The following is a 22063-nucleotide window of genomic DNA, read 5'->3' as shown; positions in this document are numbered from 1 at the left end:
CATCCATAACCCGCGCGCAGCCCGTGGCCAACATGGTCCCATGGCCCTGCGCGCCACAGATCATGGTGAAACCCGATGTCCATGCCCCCCGCCCCCGAAAACTTCCGCGTATCGGACGCGGCGGCCCGCCGCCTGCGCGAAATACTGGATGAACAGCCAGCCTCCCCCACGGGCGAACCCGCGCTGCGGGTATCGGTCGAAGCCGGGGGGTGCAACGGCTTCCAGTACAAATTCGCGCTGGATGGCGAAAGCCGGCCCGATGACATCGTGATCCCGGCGGGCACGGTCCGTGTGGTGGTCGATCCGGCCAGCATGGACCTGCTGGGCGGGGCGGAACTGCATTTCGACGACAGCCTGATGGGCGCGCACTTTACCGTGCGCAATCCCAATGCCGCGTCATCATGCGGGTGTGGCACGAGCTTTTCGGTCGAATGATGAAATTCGCCACCTGGAACGTCAATTCCATCCGCCAGCGCCAGGACCACGTGCTGGACTATCTGGCCCGCGAACAGCCCGACGTGCTGGCGTTGCAGGAAATCAAGTGCCAGACCGAGGTCTTTCCCGTCGATGCGTTCAGGGCGGCGGGTTATGACAGCATCGTGGTGGGACAGAAAAGCTACAACGGCGTCGCCATCCTAACCCGCCACCCGCATGAGGTCACGCACACCGCCCTGCCCGGCTGGGAAACCGACCCGCCCCAGGCGCGCTATGTCGAGATCCGCAGTTGCGGGCTGGTGTTTGGCAACCTGTACCTGCCCAACGGCAATTCCGGTGGCTCGGCCGGCTACGACTCCAAGCTGGCGTTCATGGAGGCGCTGGCGCTGCATGCACGTGGCATGCTGCAGGCGGGGCAGGATTTCGTCCTGCTGGGCGATTACAATGTCTGCCCCACCGATGAGGATTGCGCGCCCGGCGCGCTGTCCCCCGATGACGCGCTGGTCCGCCCGCAGAGCCGCGCCGCCTTCCGCCGCCTGCTGTGGCTGGGCCTGACCGATGCGCTGCGCGCGGTGCACCCGGTGGGCCGGTTCTATACATTCTGGGATTATCAGGCGGCTTCATGGCAGCGCGACAGCGGGCTGCGCATTGACCATGCCCTGCTGTCCCCCCGTGTTGCCCAGCGGCTGCTGACCGCCCTGCCCGCGCGTGATGAACGGGGCAAGCCGCAGCCATCCGACCATGTGCCGCTGGCGGTTACGCTGGCGGATGCGCTGGGCTGACACGGCCATGCCCGCGTGCCCCGGCGGGCACCGGGCAATGGTCGGGCGCTGGCAGCAGCCGGAATTCACGCAGCGTGCCCGCCATGCGGAACTGCCCGAAATCCATATCCACCCGGTCGGCCACGCCATTGCTGAAATAGCGCATCCCCGTCTCGAACACCGGCGCCATGTCGCGGGTGGTTGGATTGTAATAGGCGATATGGACCCGCTGCGCCGCAAGCGGGGCAAGCACCGGGAACGTGGTCGCGACCGGCGGCGCATCGTGCCCCAGAAACAGCACGTAGGTGCCAAGTGCGCCCGTATCCACCGTGCCATCGAACAGATAGGGGGCGATCGGCCCCTGCCCGTCCTGCCCCGCCTGGATGATGGCTGCCGTATGGGCCACGGGAAACAGCGTGCCCGCGGGCAGCGCCACGTCATGCACGGCGGGGTCGGTGTAGTGCGCCAGCCCCCCGGTGGCGCGCATATGCGCCTCCCCCGCGATACGGGGGTCGGGATGGCCGTTTTCCGTCTGGTCGGCGCGGAACACGAGGGATGAGCCGTCCTTTTCCTCCAGCACGGCGTAATCCGAATCACTGACAGTTTCCGCCCCGTCCCGGTCCACGGTGCGCAGGCGCAACTGCTGCTGCGTGGACCATGCCGAACACATGTCGGACAGGACGAAGGTCAGCCTGCCTTCCGCCGTGACGACATCGCCACCGCTGACCGCCACCAGCGTCAGGTCATAGACCGCGCGGTGGGCGGCCATGACCGGCGCGGCCTGCACCGGCGGGGCGCGCCACAGGGCGGCCAGCGTCATGCCCACCATCACGCACCGCCCCACCGGCACCCCGTACTGCACGGCACGGGGCATCAGGCAGGCAAGTGCATCGGCTGGCATCACGCCACTCAGTTCTTGGCCTGACCGGGCTTGGGGCGCGGCAGGTCAAGGGCAAGGGAGAGTTCCTTGAGCCGCTGCGGTTCGACCGGGGCGGGCGCGCCCATCATCAGGTCCTCGCCCTGCTGGTTGAGCGGGAACAGGATCACCTCGCGGATGTTCGGCTCATCGGCCAACAGCATCACGATCCGGTCCACGCCCGGCGCCGAACCCCCATGCGGCGGCGCGCCGTAACGGAAGGCGTTGAGCATGCCGCCAAAGCGGGCCTCGACCTCGCTGGCGGGATAACCCGCGATCTCGAAGGCGCGGATCATCACATCGGGCTGGTGGTTACGGATCGCGCCCGAGGACAGTTCGATGCCGTTGCACACGATATCATACTGGTAGGCCTTGATGGTCAGCGGGTCCTGGTTCTGCAATGCATCCATGCCACCCTGCGGCATGGAGAACGGGTTGTGGGAGAAGTCGATCTGCCCCGTTTCCTCATTGCGTTCGTACATCGGGAAATCCGTGATCCAGCAAAAGCGGAAGGCGTTCTGTTCGATCAGGTCCAGTTCGGTCGCAACCCGCGTGCGCACGGCACCGGAGAACTTGACCATCTCATCACCCTTGCCCGCGACGAAGAACACGGCATCCCCCGCCTTCAGGCCGGTCTTCGCACGGATCGCCTCGATCCGGTCGGCCTCAAGGTTCTTGGCGATCGGCCCCTTGCCGCCGTCTTCGGCGAAGATGATGTAGCCAAGGCCACCGGCACCGGATTCGCGCGCCCAGTTGTTCAGCTTGTCAAAGAACGCGCGCGGGCGGTCCCCCGCGCCGGGGGCCGGGATGGCGCGGATCTGGCCACCATCGGCCGCGATACGCGCAAACAGGCCAAAGCCGGAACCGGCGAAGGCCTCGGTCACGTCCGACAGCTTCAGCGGGTTGCGCAGGTCGGGCTTGTCGCTGCCATAGACTTCCATCGCCGTGGCGTAGGGAATGCGCTCGAACGGCCCTTCGCTTACGATGCGGCCACCGCCGAATTCGCGGAATACGCCTTCCATCACCGGCTCAAGGGTCGCGAACACGTCTTCCTGCGTTGCGAACGCCATTTCGAAATCAAGCTGGTAGAACTCACCCGGTGAGCGATCAGCGCGGGCGGCTTCGTCACGGAAACACGGCGCGATCTGGAAATAGCGGTCGAAGCCCGCCACCATCGCAAGCTGCTTGAACTGCTGCGGGGCCTGCGGCAGGGCATAGAACCTGCCGGGGTGCATGCGCGCGGGCACCAGGAAGTCGCGCGCCCCTTCGGGCGAGGATGCGGTCAGGATCGGGGTCTGGAATTCCACGAAGCCAAGGTCCGTCATCCGCCTGCGCAGGCTGGCGATCACCTGTGCGCGCAGCATGATGTTGCGGTGCACCTTGTCACGCCGCAGGTCGATGTAGCGGTAGGTCAGGCGCAGGTCCTCGGGGTAGTGCTCGTTGCCCGCCACCTGCAGCGGCAGCACGTCGGCGCTGGACTGCACTTCGATCTCGCGCGCGCGCAGTTCGATCTCGCCCGTGGGCAGGTTCGGGTTCTTGGTCGCGCCATCGCGCAGCACGACCTCGCCCGTGACCGTCAGCACGCTTTCCACGCGCACGCGTTCCGCCGTTTCCAGCACGGGGGAGCCTGCGGGGATCACGATCTGCGTCATGCCGAAATGGTCGCGCAGGTCGATGAACAGCAGGCCGCCATGATCGCGCTTGGAGTGTACCCATCCGGAAAGGCGGGCCGTCTGCCCGGCGTCGGCAGCCCGCAGGGCCGCGCAGCTATGGGTACGATAGGGATGCATGATCTTGTCCTGATTCTACCAGATTTGGGAGGATGCGCCCCATGGGGCCACACCCGGTTGCAGGCGCGACAAAGCCAATCCCGCCCGCGCCTGTCAAGGTCATAGGTGGCAGCCCCGGCCTGCGGGGCCGTACCCTACACGTATTCGGGGAACAGGTCGCACAGCCCGTCCGCCGTGGCGGGGCAGCGGCCGCGTTCGGTAATCAGCCCGGTCACAAGGCGCGCGGGGGTGACGTCAAACGCCGGGTTGGCGGCGGCACTCCCATCGGGCACGAGCTGCACGCTGGTCACGCGGCCTGCGTCATCCCGGCCCTGTATGTGGGTGACCTCGCGCCCGCTGCGCTCCTCGATGGGGATTTCCTTCACGCCATCACTGATGGTCCAGTCGATGGTGGTCGACGGCAGCGCCACCCAGAAGGGCACGCCATTGTCGTGCGCCGCCAGCGCCTTGAGGTAGGTGCCGATCTTGTTGGCGACATCCCCCGTGCGGGTCACGCGGTCGGTGCCCACGATCACCATGTCCACCTGGCCATGCTGCATCAGGTGCCCGCCGGCATTGTCGGCAATGACCGTATGCTTCACGCCGTGGCGGCCCAGTTCCCATGCGGTCAGTGACGCGCCCTGGTTGCGCGGGCGGGTTTCATCCACCCACACATGCACGTCAATGCCTCGGTCATGCGCCATGTAGATCGGCGCAAGCGCGGTGCCCCAGTCCACGGTCGCGATCCAGCCCGCGTTGCAGTGGGTCATGATGTTGACCGGCCCGGGACGGCGGGCGGCGATTTCCGCGATCAGTTCAAGGCCCTGCCGGCCGATGGCCTCGTTCTGGATCACGTCCTCATCACAGATGCGCCCGGCTTCGTCATACGCCGCCGCCACGCGGTGCGCGACAGCCGTGGTGCGCAGGCGCGTCAGCATGCGCCGGATCGCCCAGCCAAGGTTGACGGCCGTGGGCCGTGTGGCCGCAAGCAAGGCCGCGTCACGTTCCATGGCTTCATCGCTGCTGTCATGCCGCAGGGCCAGCGCCAGGCCGTACGCCGCGACCGCACCAATCAGCGGCGCGCCACGCACCTGCATGGTGCGGATGGCATGCGCCACCTGGTCGCGTTCGGTCAGGCGCAGGATATCAAGCGACCACGGCAGGCGGGTCTGGTCAAAGATATGGACCGACCAGCCATCATCCGCGTCCACCCATACGCTGCGATAAGAGACGTTATCAATTTTCATATAATACTTGCCGCCATCGAAAAACCAGAACACACAAAAGGGAGCGTAGGGAAACATCCGGCAGGCCGTTATTCAAGCCCCGATCTGCCATACGCCTTTATTCCGGCAGGTCTGGCCCCTTGCCGCGCCTTTCCATCATACAACCGGATCAGGGATACCTCCACAGACTTGCCGCCATTGCGGTACACCCCTTATCCTGCGCGTCAGTGTTCTCAGGGCGGGGTGAAAGTCCCTACCGGCGGTAACAGGCGCACGGCCTGAAGCCCGCGAGCGCCTGGCATGCCTTATGCCACCGGGGTCAGCAGATCTGGTGAGAAACCAGAGCCGACGGTTACAGTCCGGATAAAAGAGAACTGGCGGTCGCACGGCCCGAATGGGCGGTCCGTGCGCGCCCGTTATCGCCTTGGATGACCACCGAGTCCACCAAGGAAGACATGACGCATGCCATCACCACACGAAAACCATACCACGGCGCCGGCCCCATCACCGCAGAACATTTATGACGATCCGCGTTTTTTTGAAGGGTACCGCACCCTTCGTGAAAATGACACGGGACTGAACGGTGCACTGGAAATCCCGGCCATGCGCCGCCTGCTGCCCGACCTGCGCGGCAAGGCCGTACTCGACCTGGGATGCGGGTTTGGCGATTTTGCCCGCTACGCCCGCGCACAGGGTGCGGAGCAGGTTATCGCGCTGGATGTATCGGCAAACATGATCGACGCCGCACGCGCGCTGACAGATGATCCGGCCATTACCTACCGACACGCTTCCATCGAGGACTGTACTACGGCACCGGCGGCCTTCGACCTTACGGTTTCGTCCCTTGCCCTGCACTACATCGCGGATTACCCGGCTGTGGTGCAGCGCGTTTTCGATAGTTTGAAACCCGGTGGCACCTTCGTTTTTTCTGTCGAGCATCCGGTCCAGACCGCCCACCCCGTGGGGTGGGTCCGTGATGCGGATGGCAACAGGCTGCACTGGCCACTCGACCACTACCAGCAGCAGGGCGCGCGCAGCACGTCATGGTTTGTCGATGGGATGATCAAATACCACCGCACGATGGAAACCTACGTCAACACGCTTCTCGACCGTGGCTTCCAACTCCGCCATCTGGCAGAACCCTGCCCGCCTGCCGAAGTGCTGCAGGCGCGACCTGACCTGGAGGATACAGTACGGCGGCCGCCCATGCTTATTCTTGTGGCAACGAAACCAGCCAAGAGAAAATAACAGGAATGTCCAGGAGCCGCATTTTTTAAGAAAGTCGGCGTTCTTTCGAAGCTTTTTGCAAAAAGCTTCACCAAAAACTTTTTTTCGCTTCAAAACAGCACTGCCCCGCCATGCGGCATGCATGGCGGGGCAGATGACTTCCGCACTCAGGCAGTTCAGCCCTGCGGCCCGTCCGACAGCGGCAGACGGGTCAGGATCGTGGTCAGGCGCTGGGCAAAGCCGGTCGGGTCCTTCGGGCTTTCGCCATCCTGGATGCGGGCCATGTCCATAAGCGTCAGGGCAATGTCCTGCACCGGGTCGCCATTCCTCACCCGGGTGGCAAGGTCCGCGATCAACGGATGCGCCGGGTTGACCTGCAGCACGGGCGCGGTATCGGGCACCTGCTGGCCGCTGCGCTTCATCAGGCGCAACATCTGCAGGTCCGGGCCGGATTCGGGGGCCGCCAGCACCACGGCGCTGTTGACCAGGCGGTTGGTGCCCTTCACATCCGATACCGCGTCACCCAGCGCCTCCTTCAGCGCGGGGATGACGACCTCCAGCGCGTCCTTTTCAGCCTGCGTTTCCTCCGGCGCTCCGAACTTTTCCAGATCGGTGTGGAACTGGCTGATATTGCGCAGCGGCGTGTCCTTGTACACACCCAGACGTTCGGGCCAGAAGGAATCCACCGGGTCGGACAGCAGCAGCACCTCGATCCCGCGCGCGCGGAAACCTTCAAGCTGCGGCGAGGATGGCAGCATTTCCGTGCGGTCGCCGGTCAGGTAGTAGATGGCTTCCTGCTCGGGCTTCCTGCGTTCCAGATAGGCATCCAGCGTGGTCCAGCCGTCCTGCGTGCTGGAACGGAAACGTGCGATGGTGGCCAGTTCCGTACGGTGCTCGCCGTCGTCCCAGATGCCTTCCTTGAAGGTCGGGCCGAAATTGTCCCAGAACTTCTCGAAATCCGCCTCGTCCTTGGAACGGGTCTTGAGTTCGGAGATCACGCGATTGGTCACGGCCTTGCGGATGCGCGCCAGCACGGGTGTGGCCTGCAGCATTTCACGCGATACGTTCAGCGGCAGGTCTTCGGTATCCACCACGCCGGTGACAAAGCGCAGCCATGGCGGCAGCAGCCCCGCGTCATCGGTAATGAACATGCGGCGTACATGCAGGCGGATCTGGCTTTCACGCACCGGCTCGGCGAATTCGAACGGCTTGCTGCCCGGAATGAACAGCAGGGCGGAGAATTCCATCGTCCCTTCGGCATGCCAGTGCAGCGTGGCCCATGGCGTGTCGAAGTTGTGGCTGACGTGGCGATAGAACTCGTTCAGCTGTTCCGCGTCAATCTCGCCACGCGGCTTGCGCCACAGCGCCGTGCCCTTGTTGGCCGACGTTTCCGCGCCATCGTCCTTGACGATGGTGATGGGCCACGAGATGTGGTCCGCCCATTTGCGCACGATGCTTTCAAGCTGCCATGAATCAAGGAAGTCATTCGCATCTTCCTTGATATGCATGATGATGTCGGTGCCGGCCCTGTCACGGGTCGCCGGGCTGATCGTGTAGTTGCCCTTGCCGGTGGAGGACCAGCACCAGGCCTCATCACTGCCCGCGCGGCGCGAGATCACGTCCACCCGGTCCGCCACCATGAAGGCGGCATAGAAGCCAACGCCGAACTGCCCGATCAGGCTGGGCTTGTCCTCGGGCCTGGCGTTGGCCAGTTCCTCGCCAAAGGCGCGGGTGCCGGAACGCGCGATGGTGCCTAGGTTGCGGGCCAGTTCTTCCTTGCTCATGCCCGCGCCATCGTCGCTTATGGTCAGCAGGCGGGCATCCTTGTCGGGGTTGATGCGGATCTTCGCGTCATCGGGCAGCGCGCGCGCACCGTCGGTCAGCGCCTCGAAACGGCGCTTGTCGGTCGCGTCCGCCGCGTTGGCGACGAGTTCGCGCAGGAAGATCTCGCGTTCGGAATAAAGCGCATGCACCACAAGGTCGAGCAGGCGGCCGACCTCGGCGCTGAATTCATGCTGTTCGCCCGCAGCTTCGGGCGGGGTTGTCGTTGTGTTTTCCGTCATGGCCGGTCCTTCATGTCTATGAAAATGCCGTCTGGTTTCAATTTGTAATGGATATGGAAATCTTCGCGGCGTTTTCAATGGCCTGCGTGCAGGGATACTTCGAGACCGTTTCGGAATTCCGCCTGTAAAAAGCCATTTGAGAAACCAGCCCGGGAAACATCCTGTAACCAGGGAAAGTTTTTGGTGGAGCTTTCTTCAAAAAGCTTCGAGAAATGCCGCCTTTTTAAAGAAAAGCGGCACCCAAAGACTTTTCCGATTTTCAATCGAAATCCGTCGGCAGGGCCGGATCGCGGACATGGTCGAACATGCGCGCGATCTGATGGGGCAGGACGCGGCCCATGGACAGGTCAGCAGGGATTTCATCAGGGCCGAACCAGCCGATTTCGGATGTCTCGACACTGGTCTGCGCCTGCCCGCCGGTCAGTTCGCATATGAAATACAGCGTATGGCATGAAAACGGCGCGGATGGGTGGCCCTGCCGGTCACGGTCCCATACGGCGGCAAGCCGGATCACACGGACATCATAGCCGCTTTCCTCACGCACTTCCTTGACCGTGTTTTCCACCGGGGTAAGATTCACATCCGCCCAGCCACCGGGCAGGGTCCAGCGGTCGTGGTCCAGCACCTCGCGCACCAGCAGGATCCGCTGGCGGTCATCAAACACGGCGGCCCGCACCACGATTTTCGGCGTGGCATAGCCGTCCTGCTGGCTGAACAGGTCCAGCACGCGGTCCGTGTCGGCATTGCTGCCCGCGGCCATCATGTCGGCTGCGATCCGCCTTATGCTTTCATAGCGTTCACGATCGAACGGGCTTTCGGCATAGGCCAGGCCGCTCTGGGCCAGTGCCTGCAGGTCGCGCGCCCAGGCCAGCCATTGCGGGGTTATCATGCATTTTCTCCTTCGGGTGACCAGCCGGGCGGGGCCAGTTCAAACTGGCTGAAAACAAAAGCAGGCGCGACCTGACAGCCCATAAGGCTCCATGCCCCCTGGCTAGCTGCGGCCTGCCAGGCACCCGGTGGCACCACCGCCTGCAACACCTGCCCCTGCGTGGGCAGCGGCCCCAGCACGATCTGCTCAACAGGCGCGCCCTGCCCCGCCGCGATTTCAAGCAGCATTGGGCTGCCACCCTGCCAGCACCAGATTTCCGCTGCATCAACCCGGTGCCAGTGCGAACGTTCCCCTTCCGCCAGCAGGAACGTGATGGTCGAGACCGCGCCACGCGGGCCATCAGCGGGCGTGTCACGCCAGATCTCACGGTAGCTCCCGCCTTCGGGGTGGGGTTGCAGGCCAAGCGCCTGCCGCACATTCCGTGCGGGCGTACTGGGATCACGCAGGTCGATCATGGTGAATTCTCTTGCTCCGGTCATGTGGCCATGCACCGCAGTAACGCCACCGCCCCCAGGCCGCAATGCAAGGCTAGTGCGCGTAATCCGCATCCACCGCCGGCATGAAGGCAAGGGTCTGGTCCGTATAGGTCTCCACCACCTCGCTGAAAGGCCGGCCATGCGTGTCGCGCAGCACCGCGCGCTGGCGCACGATAGCGGCTGGCGGCGTAATCATCCCCCCAGCGCCCTGCCCGCCACCCGGCCATGGAGACCACAACCGCGCGAATTCCAGCCGGTCGCGCGAAAAATGCAAGGGTGCCACCACATGCCCGAAGGCGGCATCGGTTCCGTCCAGCGCTGCATTCATCTGCGCCGTCAGCCGGTCGGGCACGTACCAGTTATCGGCAACCGACAGCACATGCGTCCCGCAGACAAGCTGCACCTGCCGGTGCCGGATGGGCTGCGTGGCGCTGGCCCCCAGATCGGCCCGCACACGTCCGGGCACGGGATCGGCGGGTGGCAGTGTCATCTTGCGCGCCACCACGACCGGCCTGTCGGCCATGTGGTGGGTGGCGCACCAGGCCTCCAGCGCCAGTGTCGCGCTGGGATGGGTCAGCAGGGTGATTTCCAGTTCCTGAACCACCAGCAGCACACGGGCGCGATCAAGCGGGGTATCGGGCAGCCCTGCCGCCAGACAGGGACCAAAGGCCGGCAGCATGCCCGCCCCCAGCACCCCCATGGCCAGCAGGGCGCCCTTCACCAGGTACCTCAGGGTGCCAGCGTGCGGCCAGACAGATGCACGCTCACCTGCTGGCTGTCATCCACGGCCGAATGACCCAGCCACACCCGGAACCGGCCCGAAGGAATGTCCCAGCGGTCATGCCTGCCATCAAAATGGGCCAGCAGGCGCGGATCGACCCGCACCGTGACCTGGCGGCTTTCACCCGGTGCCAGGCTGACGCGCTGCCAGCCCGCCAGCCTGCGTGCGCCGCCATCGGGCAGCCCGACATAGACCTGCGGCACATCCACGCCCGCACGCATGCCGGTATTGCGCACATTGAACGTCACCGTCAGCTGCTTGTGGTGAGACCCCGCCACCAGCCCGTCGGTTGTGAAAGTGGTGTAGGTCAGGCCATAACCGAACGGATAGAGCGGCTTGAGGTGATTGCGGTCGAACCAGCGGTAACCGACATCGCTGCCGTCGTCATAAACCAGTTCCTGATCGGTGTGGAACTGCATCTCGAACACGTTGTTGGCGTTCACGCCCGCGATATCGGGATGGGCCAGCTGGGATTCAGCCTGCGGGAAGGTCATGGTCAGGTGGCCCGAGGGCGCGACCTTGCCAAACAGCAGCCGGGCGATGGCGGTCCCGCCGCCGGAACCGGGGAACCATGCCTCCAGCACGCCGGCCACACTGCTGTTCCACGGCATCAGCACCGGGTCGCCGGTTTCCATCACCACGACGGTGCGCGGGTTGGCGGCGGCGACGGCGGCGATCAGCGCATCGGCATTGGCGTCAAGGTGCATGTTCGGCGCGTCCATCCCCTCGAAGGTGAACTGCGTGGCATACACGACGGCCACATCGGCCGCGCGCGCGGCCCGGACGGCGGCTGCGATATTCGTGCCCGGATCATAGGTGATATGGGCGGCCGGGGCTTCGGCCCGCATGGCCCTGAGTGGTGAGGACGGGAAATAGACCGGATCGCCCGGCCAGTCCTTCTTGCCCGGTCCCTTGACCACCTCGCCCCCGATGGGATCGACCTGGCTGGACCCGCCGCCCGAAATCACGCCCACATCCGCATGGCCACCAATGACCGCAATACGCGCGGTGGGGGCAAGCGGCAGGATATTGCCCGCGTTGCGCAGCAGGACCGCGCCCTCCTCCTCGTCACGCTGGGCGACCAGGGTATCGGTCACCACATCCAGCGGCGCGCGCTGCGGCGGATGGTCAACCAGCCCCTGCGCGAACAGGGAGCGGACGATACGCTGCGCCATGTCGTCAATGCGCGACTGCGGCACGCGGCCGGCCTTTACATCCGCCGCCAGCAGCGTGCGGAAATAGGGCCGCGCATCGGCGTGGTCGCCTGCGGATTCCTGGTCCAGCCCGGCCAGCGCCGCCCGGGCGGAGGAATGGGTCGCCCCCCAGTCGGACATGACGAAGCCGGGATAATGCCAGTCCTGCTTCAGCGTCCTTGTCAGCAGGTACGGGCTTTCGCACGCATACAGGTCATTGACGCGGTTATACGCACACATGATGGAACCGGGGTGCCCCGTCTCGATCGCGATCTCGAACCCCAGCAGGTCGCTTTCACGCATTGCGACGGGATCGATATCGGCGCTCATGGTCATGCGCGATGTCTCGATATCGTTCATCGCGTAATGCTTGAGGGTGGAGATCACATGCTGTGACTGCACGCCCGCAATGGTGCTGCCCACCATGCGGCCGGTCTGCAGCGGGTCTTCGCCCGCATATTCGAAATTGCGGCCGCCGCGCGGGTCACGGGTCAGGTCCGCCCCGCCGCCCAGCAGGATGTTGAACCCTTTCTGCCAGGCCTCGCGGCCAATCATGGCGCCTGCCTCGCGCGCCATGTCCATGTCCCACGAACTGGCGGTGGCCAGGCCCGATGGCAGGGAAACCGCCGCACCATCCTTGCGGATATGGGCCGGGTTGCGCACGCCAAGCCCTGCATCCGAAATCTGCAGGTCAGGCAGGCCCGAACCCGTGGGCGCGCGCAGGTAGGCTGCCGAACCCAAGCCGCCCGGCGGGGCGACACTGCTGTTGAACCCGCCGCCATCCACGCTGAACAGCAGGGACATCTTGTCTTCCAGGCTCATATGCGCGAGCACCTGCCGCGCCCTCTCATCCGCCGGGTCGCTCGCGCCATGGGCGGCATGGGCACGGGCGGGGCCATGCGCCACCACCAGGCCGCATGCCACGGCAGACAGCAGGAATAACTTGCGGGACAGTTTCATGCGGCAGGCTCCTCCATGACGACAGGGGCAGCAGAGGCGCGGGCCAGACGGCCCGTCCACCTGCTGCGGCAATATTACTGGAACACTCCACCCCCAATCCGCATGATCTAGCGCAAGGCTGGACTGGAAACGGGCGCGACAGGTGTAAAAAAACCCCGTCCGCGGGCCATATGCATGCCTGCGGACGGGGTTTTCAGCAACAGCGCGGCCGGGGCGACCCGGATCAGTTGCTGTTGCTGCGGGTGCGCATGTACAGGATGATGGTCTGGGTCGGGACGGAATTCAGGTCTTCCGCGTCAACGTCACGGCTGACGACGTAATCACCGAACGCACCGGGCTGCGACGTGATCCAGCGGCCGTACAGCCCCTCCAGCACCGGGGCCAGCCAGGTGCCCGACGGCTCGCCCGCGCTGCCGACCTGCGGCAGGTCTTCATGCACGATGCGCATGGCCTGTTCTTCCGCCAGCAGCTCCAGCTTCACATAGCCCCAGTTGATCATGCCCAGCAGGGCATTCAGTTCGATCTGCAGCTGGTGAATGGTGTTGCACAGGGGCGGCTGCAGGCGACCAGCCATTCCGCGGCCGACCTCCCGCAACAGGTCATTCCTGACCTCGATCCCGGCCTGATCGTCAATTTCCCATGACAGGGCCTGCAAGAAAAGCGAGAAGTCCGGTTTTGCGTTGAAAGTTGTCATTACTGGTCCATAATAAGATAGTGTGCGGAAATCATGGCGCCGCTTTCAGTCCAGTTACCGGCCTTCTGCCAGCGCCCCGACAGATCAAGACGAAGATTGTGGGTAAATCGATACCCTACCCTAGCATTGAAGCCACCCGTAAGACTAGCAATACTATCCCCGGGATAATAGGCGCTGTTGACCGTTTCCTGCGAGAGATAGTCAGCGCTTGTCGCATTTTCCACGTAGTTGTTGGCCACATACTGCGCGCCCGACTGCAGCAGCGAAGACGTGGGGAAGAACGGCGACGAATGCTCGTGGAAAACCTGGTAGCCCACGGAGGCGTTCACGTCCCAGTCAAGACGCTTGTGCTGACCGGCATAACGGATCGGAACGGTGGCTGCGTAATAGGACTGTGGCGAGAAGTAGCCGCCCTGCCCATAGGTATAGAAATCCTGGTTGTTGGCATAACCGAAATAGGTCAGGCTGACACCGATCCGCACCAGCATGTTGGCATTATGCCATACCAGCGTATTGACGCCGATACCGGCTTCACGCTCGCTGTTGCGCCGTACGTTCTTGCCGGTCTGGATCGCATAGCCACCACCACCATACAGGATGGTGTTGCCCAGCGTTGCCTCGACCTGCCCATGGAAATGGTTGGTGACGACGCCGCCCCATTCCTGGCTCCACTGTGACGCCAGTTCCTTGCCGTACAGGCTGCGGGCATAGCGCCCGATGGCGGAATAGTAGTTCGGGTCACGCATCCCGCCATAGGACAGGACGCTGTTGGTGATCGAACGCCGTTCCGCACTGACACGGAATGTGACCGGACCGACACGCGGCGAGAACTCGACCCCGCCCAGCACATTGGTGATGGGGAAGCCGATCGGGGACGCCCCGACATCCGCACGCACCCAGCTATTGCCGAACTGGACATCCGGCGCAAAACCGGCTTCGCCTTCTCCGCCCCGTATATCCTGGGTCTTGTAGCGGGTGGTGGAATTCTGGTTCTGCCGGTTCATGTAACTGGCGTACTGGTTCCACGCCTTCACCGCCATGTCGGTGCCGAAGCGGGGAACGTCATAGACCGAACCGCTGTCCAGGTCACCCGACCAGATCATGGTTGGCGTGAGCGAGAAGGTCAGGCTGGACTCACCCGCCTGAAGTGGCAGGCGGCCGACAATGGGGATATTGGCTTCCGTCAGGCGGCCCATGCCGTGTTCGCCCGAACGCGACCGGAACCCGAGGCCACCGTCAATGGACGGGGCAAGGTTTTCACGCAGCGTATTGATCTGCCCGGAAATAGAGGACAGCATCTGGTCCGATGCCTCGGGCGAGGTCGCTTCCATGCTGTAGGACCCGCCGGTAACCGGCGCGCCCAGTTCCGTCTGCCGCCCGTATCCATGATGGCGGAAGGGATTGCTGGACGGGGGCGCAAGCGCGTCTTCCGCCGCACCGGCGCCCGCCGCCATGTGGGATCCCTCGACCTGCTGGAGGCGAAGGTCATAGGCCCGGCGCAGGTCCGCAATGGTGCGGTGGCCATGCCCGTCGGCCTGATCGGCCACGGCCATGCCCAGCCACGCACGGGCATCCATCGGGCTTTCCTGCACGCCATCCATCGCAAGACGGGTCGCCAGGCTCTTGCGGCCGCTATTGACCGCGGCCTGCACCGCGGCCTGGCGGGCATCAAGGTCCTGCGGGTTGTGACGCAGCACCGCAAGGTCGATTTCCAGCGCCTTGCTCGCCTTGCCTTCACCATTGTACAGCCGGGCCAGCGCGAGCTTGGGCGAGGTCGCCTCCGGGTCGGCCCGTAGCGCCGGGGCCAGATGGTCGTAGGCCTGCGCCTGGTCGCCACGCTGGTTCAGCAGGTCGGACTGGGCCACGGAAATCCCCATGCGAAGCTGCTGCAGGGTCTGCTGCTGTTCAGGCGGCAGCGCATTGCCCGTCCCGTTCCCGCTGCCATCGCCCAGGGGCGCAAGCAGGCGGGCGGCGGCGACCGGGTTGCTGATCTTCATGTATTCGGTGGCGTAGGCCAGACGCTGGTCGGTCGACAGGTCGATCGTGCGGGTCGAGGCGATGCGCAGCGCCATGCGGGCATGGAGCATATCGCCACGCTGGCGGAACAGATCGGCCACGGCCACGCCACGCGCGCCCGTCGGGTCCGGCGGGGACAGCGCTTCCCGGATCAGCGGCACCGGGTTCGCCACCATGGACAGGCGGCTGGCCAGATCTTCCTTGATCTGCATTTCCTCGGCAATGGAACGGATGGCCGGGGAATAGTCCTCGGGCGACAGGCCAGACAGCAGGCGGCGGGTCGCCGCGTCGTTGCCAGCGCCATAGGTATACAGGATGCCTGCCTGCCGGTCCTGCGCCGTGACCGGGTTGGCCAGGATCGGCTGCATGACGCGACCGGCTTCCGCCACGTCGCCTTGCTGCTGCAGGGCGTTGGCGAGGTTGATGCGCACCCACGGGTCGCGCGGCGCCTGTGCCATGGCTTCACGCAGGATGGAAACCTTGCGTGCCGAATCCGACGTGTGCGCGGCCGCGGCCATCAGGCCCGTCACCTCGATCTCGCCTACCTGTTCGGCGTATTGCGGCCCGACGCGTGAAAGCAGCTGGCGGGCTTCCGCCGTATTGCCCTGCGCCATGTCCACCCGTGCCAGTCCCATCAGGGCCAGCGGGCTGTTGGGGTCACGCGCCAGGACGGAACGGTACGACTGCTCGGCCGCATCAATCTGTCCGGTCGTGCGCTCCAGGTCCGCCAGCATCAGGGTAGCCCCTGTGAACTGCCCCGGCTGGCGCGCCAGCGATGTCAGGCGCAGCTTGGCCTCGGTATATTCATGTGCCGCGATCATCTGGCGCACGGCGGCATAGTCACCACTGATTTCCATACCCGCCAGCGCGGGCCGCCAGCGATCGGCCGTCTTGGGATCGGCTGCCATCGCCTCCTGGAAATAACGCCGTGCTTCCGCCGCGTCGCCCTGGCGCATGCTGACCAGCCCCATGCCGCCCAGCGAATCCGCATCATGCGAATTGATCTGCAATGCGGACTGGAAGGACTGCTCGGCGGCGGAAAGACGCCCGGCGTTCAACTGCTGGTAACCCGCCTGACGCGCAAGGCCCGCCTTGTCCGGCGGACCGCCGGGCGGATGAAGCATGTGTTCCTTCAGCGCCGCGTCATCGGGATGGGCCGCCAGCCACTGCTGCATGAGCGGCTGCGTCTCCGGCGTGACCGGAAGCCAGCCCAGTGTCTGTCGATAGGACTGGGTCGCGGCCGCGGCTTCAACCGGGGCCTGGCTGCGGAAGCCCTGAAGGTCCTTCAGTCGCGCCAGACCCTCCATACGGGTCGCGGTATTATAGGTCAGTGCCTGCGCGAAAGCGAGCTGGGCGCGGTAATCCTGCGGATTGGCCGACACGACGCTGGCCAGCCCTGCCCGCGCCTGATCCCAGTCGGCCGGCACGCCGGCCATTGTCTGGTAATATTCCACCGCCAGCGAATGGGGCGGTTTTCCACCATTGAACAGCTTCTGGTACCCGGCCACGGCCTGCGCGTTATGGCCTGATGCCGCAAGCGAACGTACCTGCGACAGGTCGGAAGTGGCAATGGAACGCTCATGCAGCAGGTCGGTCAGGCTGTTCGCCGCCGCACTGTCCGGTGCGACCTGCTGCAGGTGACGCAGGGTGTCAGCCGCGGCTTCACGGTTGCCGATGGCCGTCTGGTATTCGCCCTGGACTTCCAGCACGTCGGGCGAGTCGGGCGCGATCCGCTGCGCGTTCTGCAATGCCTGCCGGGCATTGTCATACTGCTGCTGCTGCAACCAGAAGCGCGCCTGCTGCAGCAGGATCTGCCGTGGCGCGGCAGCGCCACCAGTGGCCTGCGCGCCCGTCATGGCCGTTGACGCCTGTTGCGCGCGGGCGACCGGCACGGCCACCATCACGCCCATGCAACTGCTGGCAAGAAGCCCGGCAGAAAGTGAAAAGACGTATCGCCTGTTCATGATCACGATTTCTGCCTTTCTTCCTGCAGCTGCCGGCGACGGTACATCGCGTGGCGGAACAGTGCACGCACCAGAACAGCCACGACCAGCAGACAGCCGAACAGGCCAACCACGACCACACGGATCGGATGATTATGCATGTACCAGTCAGGCATGAGCCACATCGGCAGCGTGCCAACCGTATAGAGCGGTGAACTGCGGTAGGATGTCAGGTCGTCGCCATGCGCCAGCACCAGGTCACCCTGCACCTTTGCCTGGTTCTTACGCTGTCCGAGTATCTGGACCAGGTTATCCAGCCCCTGCCCGTCACCCGACAGCAGGGCCAGCACCGTGCGGCCGGACGCCAGCGGCGATTCCGCCTCCACCATCGCGCCCACGCCACCGGTCAGGGCGGTTTCGACCTCGGTCGGATGGGTGTTGCTCAGGACCGACATCGGGTCCTGGAAGATGTTCCACACCCCGCTGAGTGTGGAACGCAGCCCCATGTGCAGCCGCCCGTCCGAAATCTGGTAGGCCGAGTTGGCCAGCAGCGAGGAAACTTCGCCGCTGTTCGACAGGGTGGACAGGACGATCAGGTTCCGGTCCGCCACATCGCTTACATGATCGGCCGAAACGATATCGACACCCGATACGGGATACCAGGTCGTCGCCCCCATGAACCCCATGAGGTCAAGATAGGCGCTGACCACCGTGCCATTGGGATGATCCGGCAACACCACGGCCGAACGCGACAGGTCGGCATAGGTGGTGAACGGATAGCCCGCGCTGGCCATGTAGGCGAGGTTGGGCATGCGCGTGATGTGGTAGGAGTTGGACAGGTCGATGGTTGAATCCGGGTCAACCGACATGTGGATCAGGCTTGGCCCGGGGCGGCAGCCCGGCTCCGTCAGCGGCGCCGCATCAAAATAGAACTGCAACTGATCCTGGCCGAACACCATCCACGGCGGAATGGTCAGCGTATGCTGTTCCACGCCCGCGTTCTGGGTGCCCACGCCAACACGGCGCAGCAGCTGGTCGACTGCCGAACTCTGCTCGCGCAGCGAATAGGATTGCAGGTAGGTATTGTTGATGCCGACATCCAGATGCGAACGCGCCACATCCAGGATCGGGCCATCCGGCGCACGGAAGCGCACGTTCAGCTTGTACGGCCGGTCACGCCACGTATACAGGTCGGGGGATACACGGAAGGGAACCGACAGGACGCCCGGCGTATAGCCTTCCCCCTGCAATGCGCTGACAGGCACCAGCTCGCCCAGCCGGACCGGGCGGGTGGTGGGTATGAAGGACGGCGCATCATTCGCGGCGCGGGGGGCCACGTCAATCGGCGCCACGTCCATGCGGCTGGCGACCGGCAGGGCGCTGGAACCAAAGCCGACCCCCTTGCTTGCGGTAATGACTTCATCGCGGTCACGCCCCGTCACCAGCAGCAGCGTGCCGTTGGGGTCGGAGGGATTGGCGACTTCCATCAGGGTCGGCCCGCTGATCGAAGGCCGCCCCAGCGCGGAAGGCAGTTCGTCCGCCACACCGACCACAATGGCGTTGCCGGTCTGGGGAATGGTGGAAAATACGGGGAAATTGACGCCACGGTAATCGGTCTGCTGCCCGAACCACGACGCAATGATGCCGGATGCCTTGAGCACTTCGGGATCAAATGTCTGTGCAAGGACAAACGGAATGACCACTTTCTGCCTTACAGTCTTGTCAAAGAAAGGCTGCGGCAGCCGGGCCAGCTGGCGCCGGGGGGGGAGCGGAATGGTCGTGATCTGCAGCTGCGAATGTTCGGACACGCTGGCCCACTGCAGCCCGTTGGACGGGTCCGTGCACCCTTTCGACCCAGCGGCAAAACTGAAATTCAGGCGGTTGCCGCTGACAAAGAAAATGGGATTGACATCAAACGACAGCGGGCCAAACGCAGGGTGCGACGGATCGGGGCGCAGCGTGCCGATATACTGTTCATTCAGTGTGATCGTAACCGCACTGTTGTCGGGCTGGAGGTTGGGCGACATCGCGCCCGACACCACCAGGCGGGCCGACGTCACCAACTGGTCCGCCGGGATACCGAACTGCAGGCCCTGCAGGGGCGCCGAGCCGCGCATGGTCAGCGCGCTTTCCGCACCCAGTTCCTTCAGGGAATAGGTATGAACGGTCGCGACATCGGAACCGGCACCTGCCGCATTTTCGGCATTGTCCAGTATCGCATCCGCGTTATTGGCCGCATCCGCCGCCGGGGTGGCGGCGGCGGTCGCACCTGGGGCCGCATTGTTTCCCGCCTGCGCCTGGGGCTGCGCCGCAGGGGCGGAGGCCGGCAGGGGCGGCAGGTCATTGCCCGTAGGCTGGGGGGCTGGCGCCTTGGATGCAATCGGGGCAGCCTGCGCTCCCGTTGCAAAGACCAGTAGCGCGATCAGGGACACCATTTTCATATCACGAGGCCGCACGACTGATCTTTCCTTCCTGTTTCTGACCACCCTGACTGGTTGTTGGCTCCCTACGCTCAACCGGCAGTGCAATTGGTTTGTTCTTGGGACGACTTTGGGCAATCATCTGACCCTTCTTGCGGAACAGTGCCTTGATGCTGAGGATCAGACTCCACAGGCTTCGTAACGGCCGGTCATCCTCATAATTATTCCACTGCAGCCAGGCATCGGCGCGTCCGAACACGAACCGGACCACTGCCGCTTCAACCTGAATGTTGGTAATCGACCATGTAAACACGGCCTTGCCCCGGGCGCTGCGGATCATGGTGGCCGGAAGATTCACCTCCTCGCCATCCAGTATTGTATGGACCACGACCTGTACGGGCTGGTCCGGGGTCACATCGCGCCAGGGCATGTGGATCGCCACGCCGCCCATGGACACGTCTTCGGTAATACCGTGGCTTGAATTGCCCTCGTAATCATAAACCGTAACAGGGATATGGGCTTCAATACGGTGGCTCTGGCGGATCTGCTTGGTTTCGCGGCCCACGGCGACGGCCGCCAGCAGGATGATCAGGCTGATCACCGACCAGATGCAGTTCAGCGCGTAAGCACGTTCCGAAATGATGTCCAGATGCTGGAAGATCAGCGCATATCCGCCACGCAGCAGGCCAAGGGCCATGATGCAGGCGAAGATGATGTTCGGATAGGTGGCCCCGAGGTCGAATTCCTCGTGTTCAAGGACACCACCTTTTTCCGTCACGTTGAATTTGCCCCTGGAGGGGAACAGCAGCGTCACGATGGTCACACGCACCAGGAACAGCGCCATGACGGTTTCGTACACTTCACTCCAGAATGAATAACGCCAGCCCTTGTTGACTTTCGCCGCCGTCGCGATGGAATGGAACATATGCGGGATGGCATAGGCCAGCACCGCGATCGGGGACGCGGCGATGATGTTCTGGTTGAAGAACAGGAACGCCAGCGGAGACGCAAGGAAGATGACGCGGGGAATGGCGAAGAAGAACGACGTCATGGCCGACAGGTAGCACAGCCGCTGCCCCAGCTTCAGCCCTGGTCCCATCATCGGGTTATCGACACGGAAAATCTGGATCATGCCGCGCGCCCAGCGCATGCGCTGACCGATATGCGTGACAAGGCGTTCCGTCGCCAGGCCACTGGCCAGCGGAATGCGCAGGTAGGCCGTTGACCATCCCTTGCGCTGCATGCGCAGTGCGGTATGGGCATCTTCCGTCACGGTTTCGGTTGCGAAACCGCCGATTTCCTCAATCGCCTTGCGGCGCAGGATGGCGCACGAACCGCAGAAGAAGGTTGCATCCCAGAAGTCGTTGCCGTCCTGGATGACACCGTAGAACAGGTTGCCTTCCGGCGGGGTACGGTACCCCACGGCCAAGTTACGCTGGAACGGGTCGGGGGAATAGAAGTGATGCGGGGTCTGCATCAGGGCGATCTTCGGATCATCGACCATCCAGCCCATCGCGATCTGCAGGAACGCGCGCGTCGGAATGTGGTCACAGTCAAGGATGAGGATGTGATCGCCTGTCGTATGCTTGATGGCGTAGTTGAGGTTACCCGCCTTGGCATGCGCGTTATCGGGACGGGCGATGTAGCGCGCGCCACATTCCTCGGCAAAGCGGGCGAATTCCTCGCGCCTTCCGTCATCCAGAATGTAGACGTTCACCTTGTCGGGCGGCCAGTCGATACCCAGCGCACCCAGCACCGTCAGGCGCACGATGCCCAGCGATTCATCGTAGGTCGGGATGAAGATATCGACCGTGGGCCAGTCATCCGGATTGGGTGACAGCGGCAGCGGGGCGCGATGAAGGGGGGAAATCGTCTGGAAATAGCTGAGGAACAGCATGTACAGCGCGTAAAGTTCCGCCAGCAGCAGGGTAACGCCCAGCCCGCCCTGTATCCATGTGTCGAAGTCCAGCGTTTCCGTCAGGCGCCATGTCAGGTACCGCAGCGACACCAGCGCCGAAAGCACTTCGAGAAAGACCTGTGTGCGACGGCTTTTATGCCGGCCGACGATGAAAAAGACCGCGATACATATTAATGCCACAATCAACTGTTCATTTATCGACAGCGTGACTGTAGTGGCGGCGAGCAGGGCAAAAATCCCCACTGCCCCAACTATGTAACTGGCACCGCGCAGTGACAGTATCTTGTTGGAAATGCGGTCAAACCGACTTTCCGCAGGCGCTGACGACTGAACCTCTGACATCAATAACTCGTCCGATTAATAAATACTGATAAAA

15 protein-coding genes and 1 riboswitch are annotated in these 22063 nt (G+C 63.9%); of the genes, 3 read left to right on the top strand and 12 right to left on the bottom strand.

Translation table 11 applies throughout. The features are described 5' to 3' along the window. Nucleotides 1–75 precede the first annotated feature (75 nt). Both CFR76_RS05990 and CFR76_RS05985 read left to right on the top strand, forming a co-directional pair. The gene (locus CFR76_RS05990) at nt 76–435 is read left to right on the top strand and encodes a HesB/IscA family protein (protein ID WP_110556308.1); all 360 of its coding nucleotides are present in this window, start codon (nt 76–78) and stop codon (nt 433–435) included. Next, on the top strand, nt 432–1217 hold the full coding sequence (locus tag CFR76_RS05985) for an exodeoxyribonuclease III (RefSeq protein WP_110556307.1): 786 nt from the start codon (nt 432–434) through the stop codon (nt 1215–1217). The genes CFR76_RS05990 and CFR76_RS05985 overlap by 4 nt, the downstream gene beginning before the upstream one ends. On the opposite strand, the gene CFR76_RS05980 is transcribed toward CFR76_RS05985, so the two are convergent. The 3 genes from CFR76_RS05980 to mtnA all read right to left on the bottom strand — a co-directional run bounded on the left by CFR76_RS05980 (nt 1192) and on the right by mtnA (nt 5128). Further along, complete coding sequence (locus CFR76_RS05980; protein ID WP_110556306.1) at nt 1192–2097, bottom strand: EipB family protein; 906 nt, start codon at nt 2095–2097, stop codon at nt 1192–1194. The two genes, CFR76_RS05985 and CFR76_RS05980, sit on opposite strands and share 26 nt — an antisense overlap. 8 nt (nt 2098–2105) lie before the next feature. Continuing rightward, the gene (gene aspS / locus CFR76_RS05975) at nt 2106–3902 is read right to left on the bottom strand and encodes an aspartate--tRNA ligase (RefSeq protein WP_110556305.1); all 1797 of its coding nucleotides are present in this window, start codon (nt 3900–3902) and stop codon (nt 2106–2108) included. A 134-nt stretch (nt 3903–4036) separates the two neighbouring features. After that, on the bottom strand, nt 4037–5128 hold the full coding sequence (mtnA, locus tag CFR76_RS05970) for an S-methyl-5-thioribose-1-phosphate isomerase (RefSeq protein WP_167402064.1): 1092 nt from the start codon (nt 5126–5128) through the stop codon (nt 4037–4039). A 204-nt stretch (nt 5129–5332) separates the two neighbouring features. Continuing rightward, nucleotides 5333–5486: riboswitch (FMN riboswitch) on the top strand. Between the two features lie 83 nt (nt 5487–5569). On the opposite strand from mtnA, the gene CFR76_RS05965 reads away from it, so the two are divergent. Further along, nucleotides 5570–6355 carry a class I SAM-dependent methyltransferase gene (locus CFR76_RS05965; protein WP_110556303.1) on the top strand — a complete coding sequence of 262 codons (786 nt, stop codon included), beginning with the start codon at nt 5570–5572 and terminating at the stop codon, nt 6353–6355. A gap of 155 nt (nt 6356–6510) precedes the next feature. On the opposite strand, the gene htpG is transcribed toward CFR76_RS05965, so the two are convergent. From htpG to bcsA, 9 genes are all read right to left on the bottom strand, one after another. Then, nucleotides 6511–8397 (bottom strand): molecular chaperone HtpG, encoded by a 1887-nt coding sequence (gene htpG, locus CFR76_RS05960; RefSeq protein WP_110556302.1) that lies wholly within the window; start codon nt 8395–8397, stop codon nt 6511–6513. Between the two features lie 259 nt (nt 8398–8656). After that, nucleotides 8657–9286 (bottom strand): NUDIX hydrolase, encoded by a 630-nt coding sequence (locus CFR76_RS05955; RefSeq protein WP_110556301.1) that lies wholly within the window; start codon nt 9284–9286, stop codon nt 8657–8659. Then, nucleotides 9283–9741, bottom strand: a complete 459-nt coding sequence (locus tag CFR76_RS05950; protein ID WP_110556300.1) for a cupin domain-containing protein — start codon at nt 9739–9741, stop codon at nt 9283–9285. The genes CFR76_RS05955 and CFR76_RS05950 overlap by 4 nt, the downstream gene beginning before the upstream one ends. A 73-nt stretch (nt 9742–9814) precedes the next feature. Beyond that, nucleotides 9815–10483 (bottom strand): hypothetical protein, encoded by a 669-nt coding sequence (locus CFR76_RS05945; RefSeq protein ID WP_306309202.1) that lies wholly within the window; start codon nt 10481–10483, stop codon nt 9815–9817. Nucleotides 10484–10491: 8 nt separating this feature from the next. Next, nucleotides 10492–12696, bottom strand: a complete 2205-nt coding sequence (locus CFR76_RS05940; protein ID WP_110556298.1) for a beta-glucosidase family protein — start codon at nt 12694–12696, stop codon at nt 10492–10494. A gap of 223 nt (nt 12697–12919) precedes the next feature. After that, on the bottom strand, nt 12920–13390 hold the full coding sequence (gene bcsD / locus CFR76_RS05935) for a cellulose biosynthesis protein BcsD (protein WP_025437503.1): 471 nt from the start codon (nt 13388–13390) through the stop codon (nt 12920–12922). Next, nucleotides 13390–17370, bottom strand: a complete 3981-nt coding sequence (locus CFR76_RS05930; RefSeq protein WP_110556297.1) for a cellulose synthase subunit BcsC-related outer membrane protein — start codon at nt 17368–17370, stop codon at nt 13390–13392. Before CFR76_RS05930 ends, bcsD begins: the two co-directional genes overlap by 1 nt. 2 nt (nt 17371–17372) lie before the next feature. Continuing rightward, nucleotides 17373–19805 carry a cellulose biosynthesis cyclic di-GMP-binding regulatory protein BcsB gene (locus CFR76_RS05925; RefSeq protein ID WP_244191805.1) on the bottom strand — a complete coding sequence of 811 codons (2433 nt, stop codon included), beginning with the start codon at nt 19803–19805 and terminating at the stop codon, nt 17373–17375. Further along, nucleotides 19792–22029 carry a UDP-forming cellulose synthase catalytic subunit gene (bcsA, locus tag CFR76_RS05920; protein ID WP_110556295.1) on the bottom strand — a complete coding sequence of 746 codons (2238 nt, stop codon included), beginning with the start codon at nt 22027–22029 and terminating at the stop codon, nt 19792–19794. The genes CFR76_RS05925 and bcsA overlap by 14 nt, the downstream gene beginning before the upstream one ends. Nucleotides 22030–22063 lie beyond the last annotated feature (34 nt).

Source organism: Komagataeibacter swingsii (assembly GCF_003207895.1).
GTDB classification, from domain to species: Bacteria; Pseudomonadota; Alphaproteobacteria; order Acetobacterales; family Acetobacteraceae; genus Komagataeibacter; species Komagataeibacter swingsii.
This window is presented reverse-complemented; position numbering and strand designations above follow the sequence as displayed.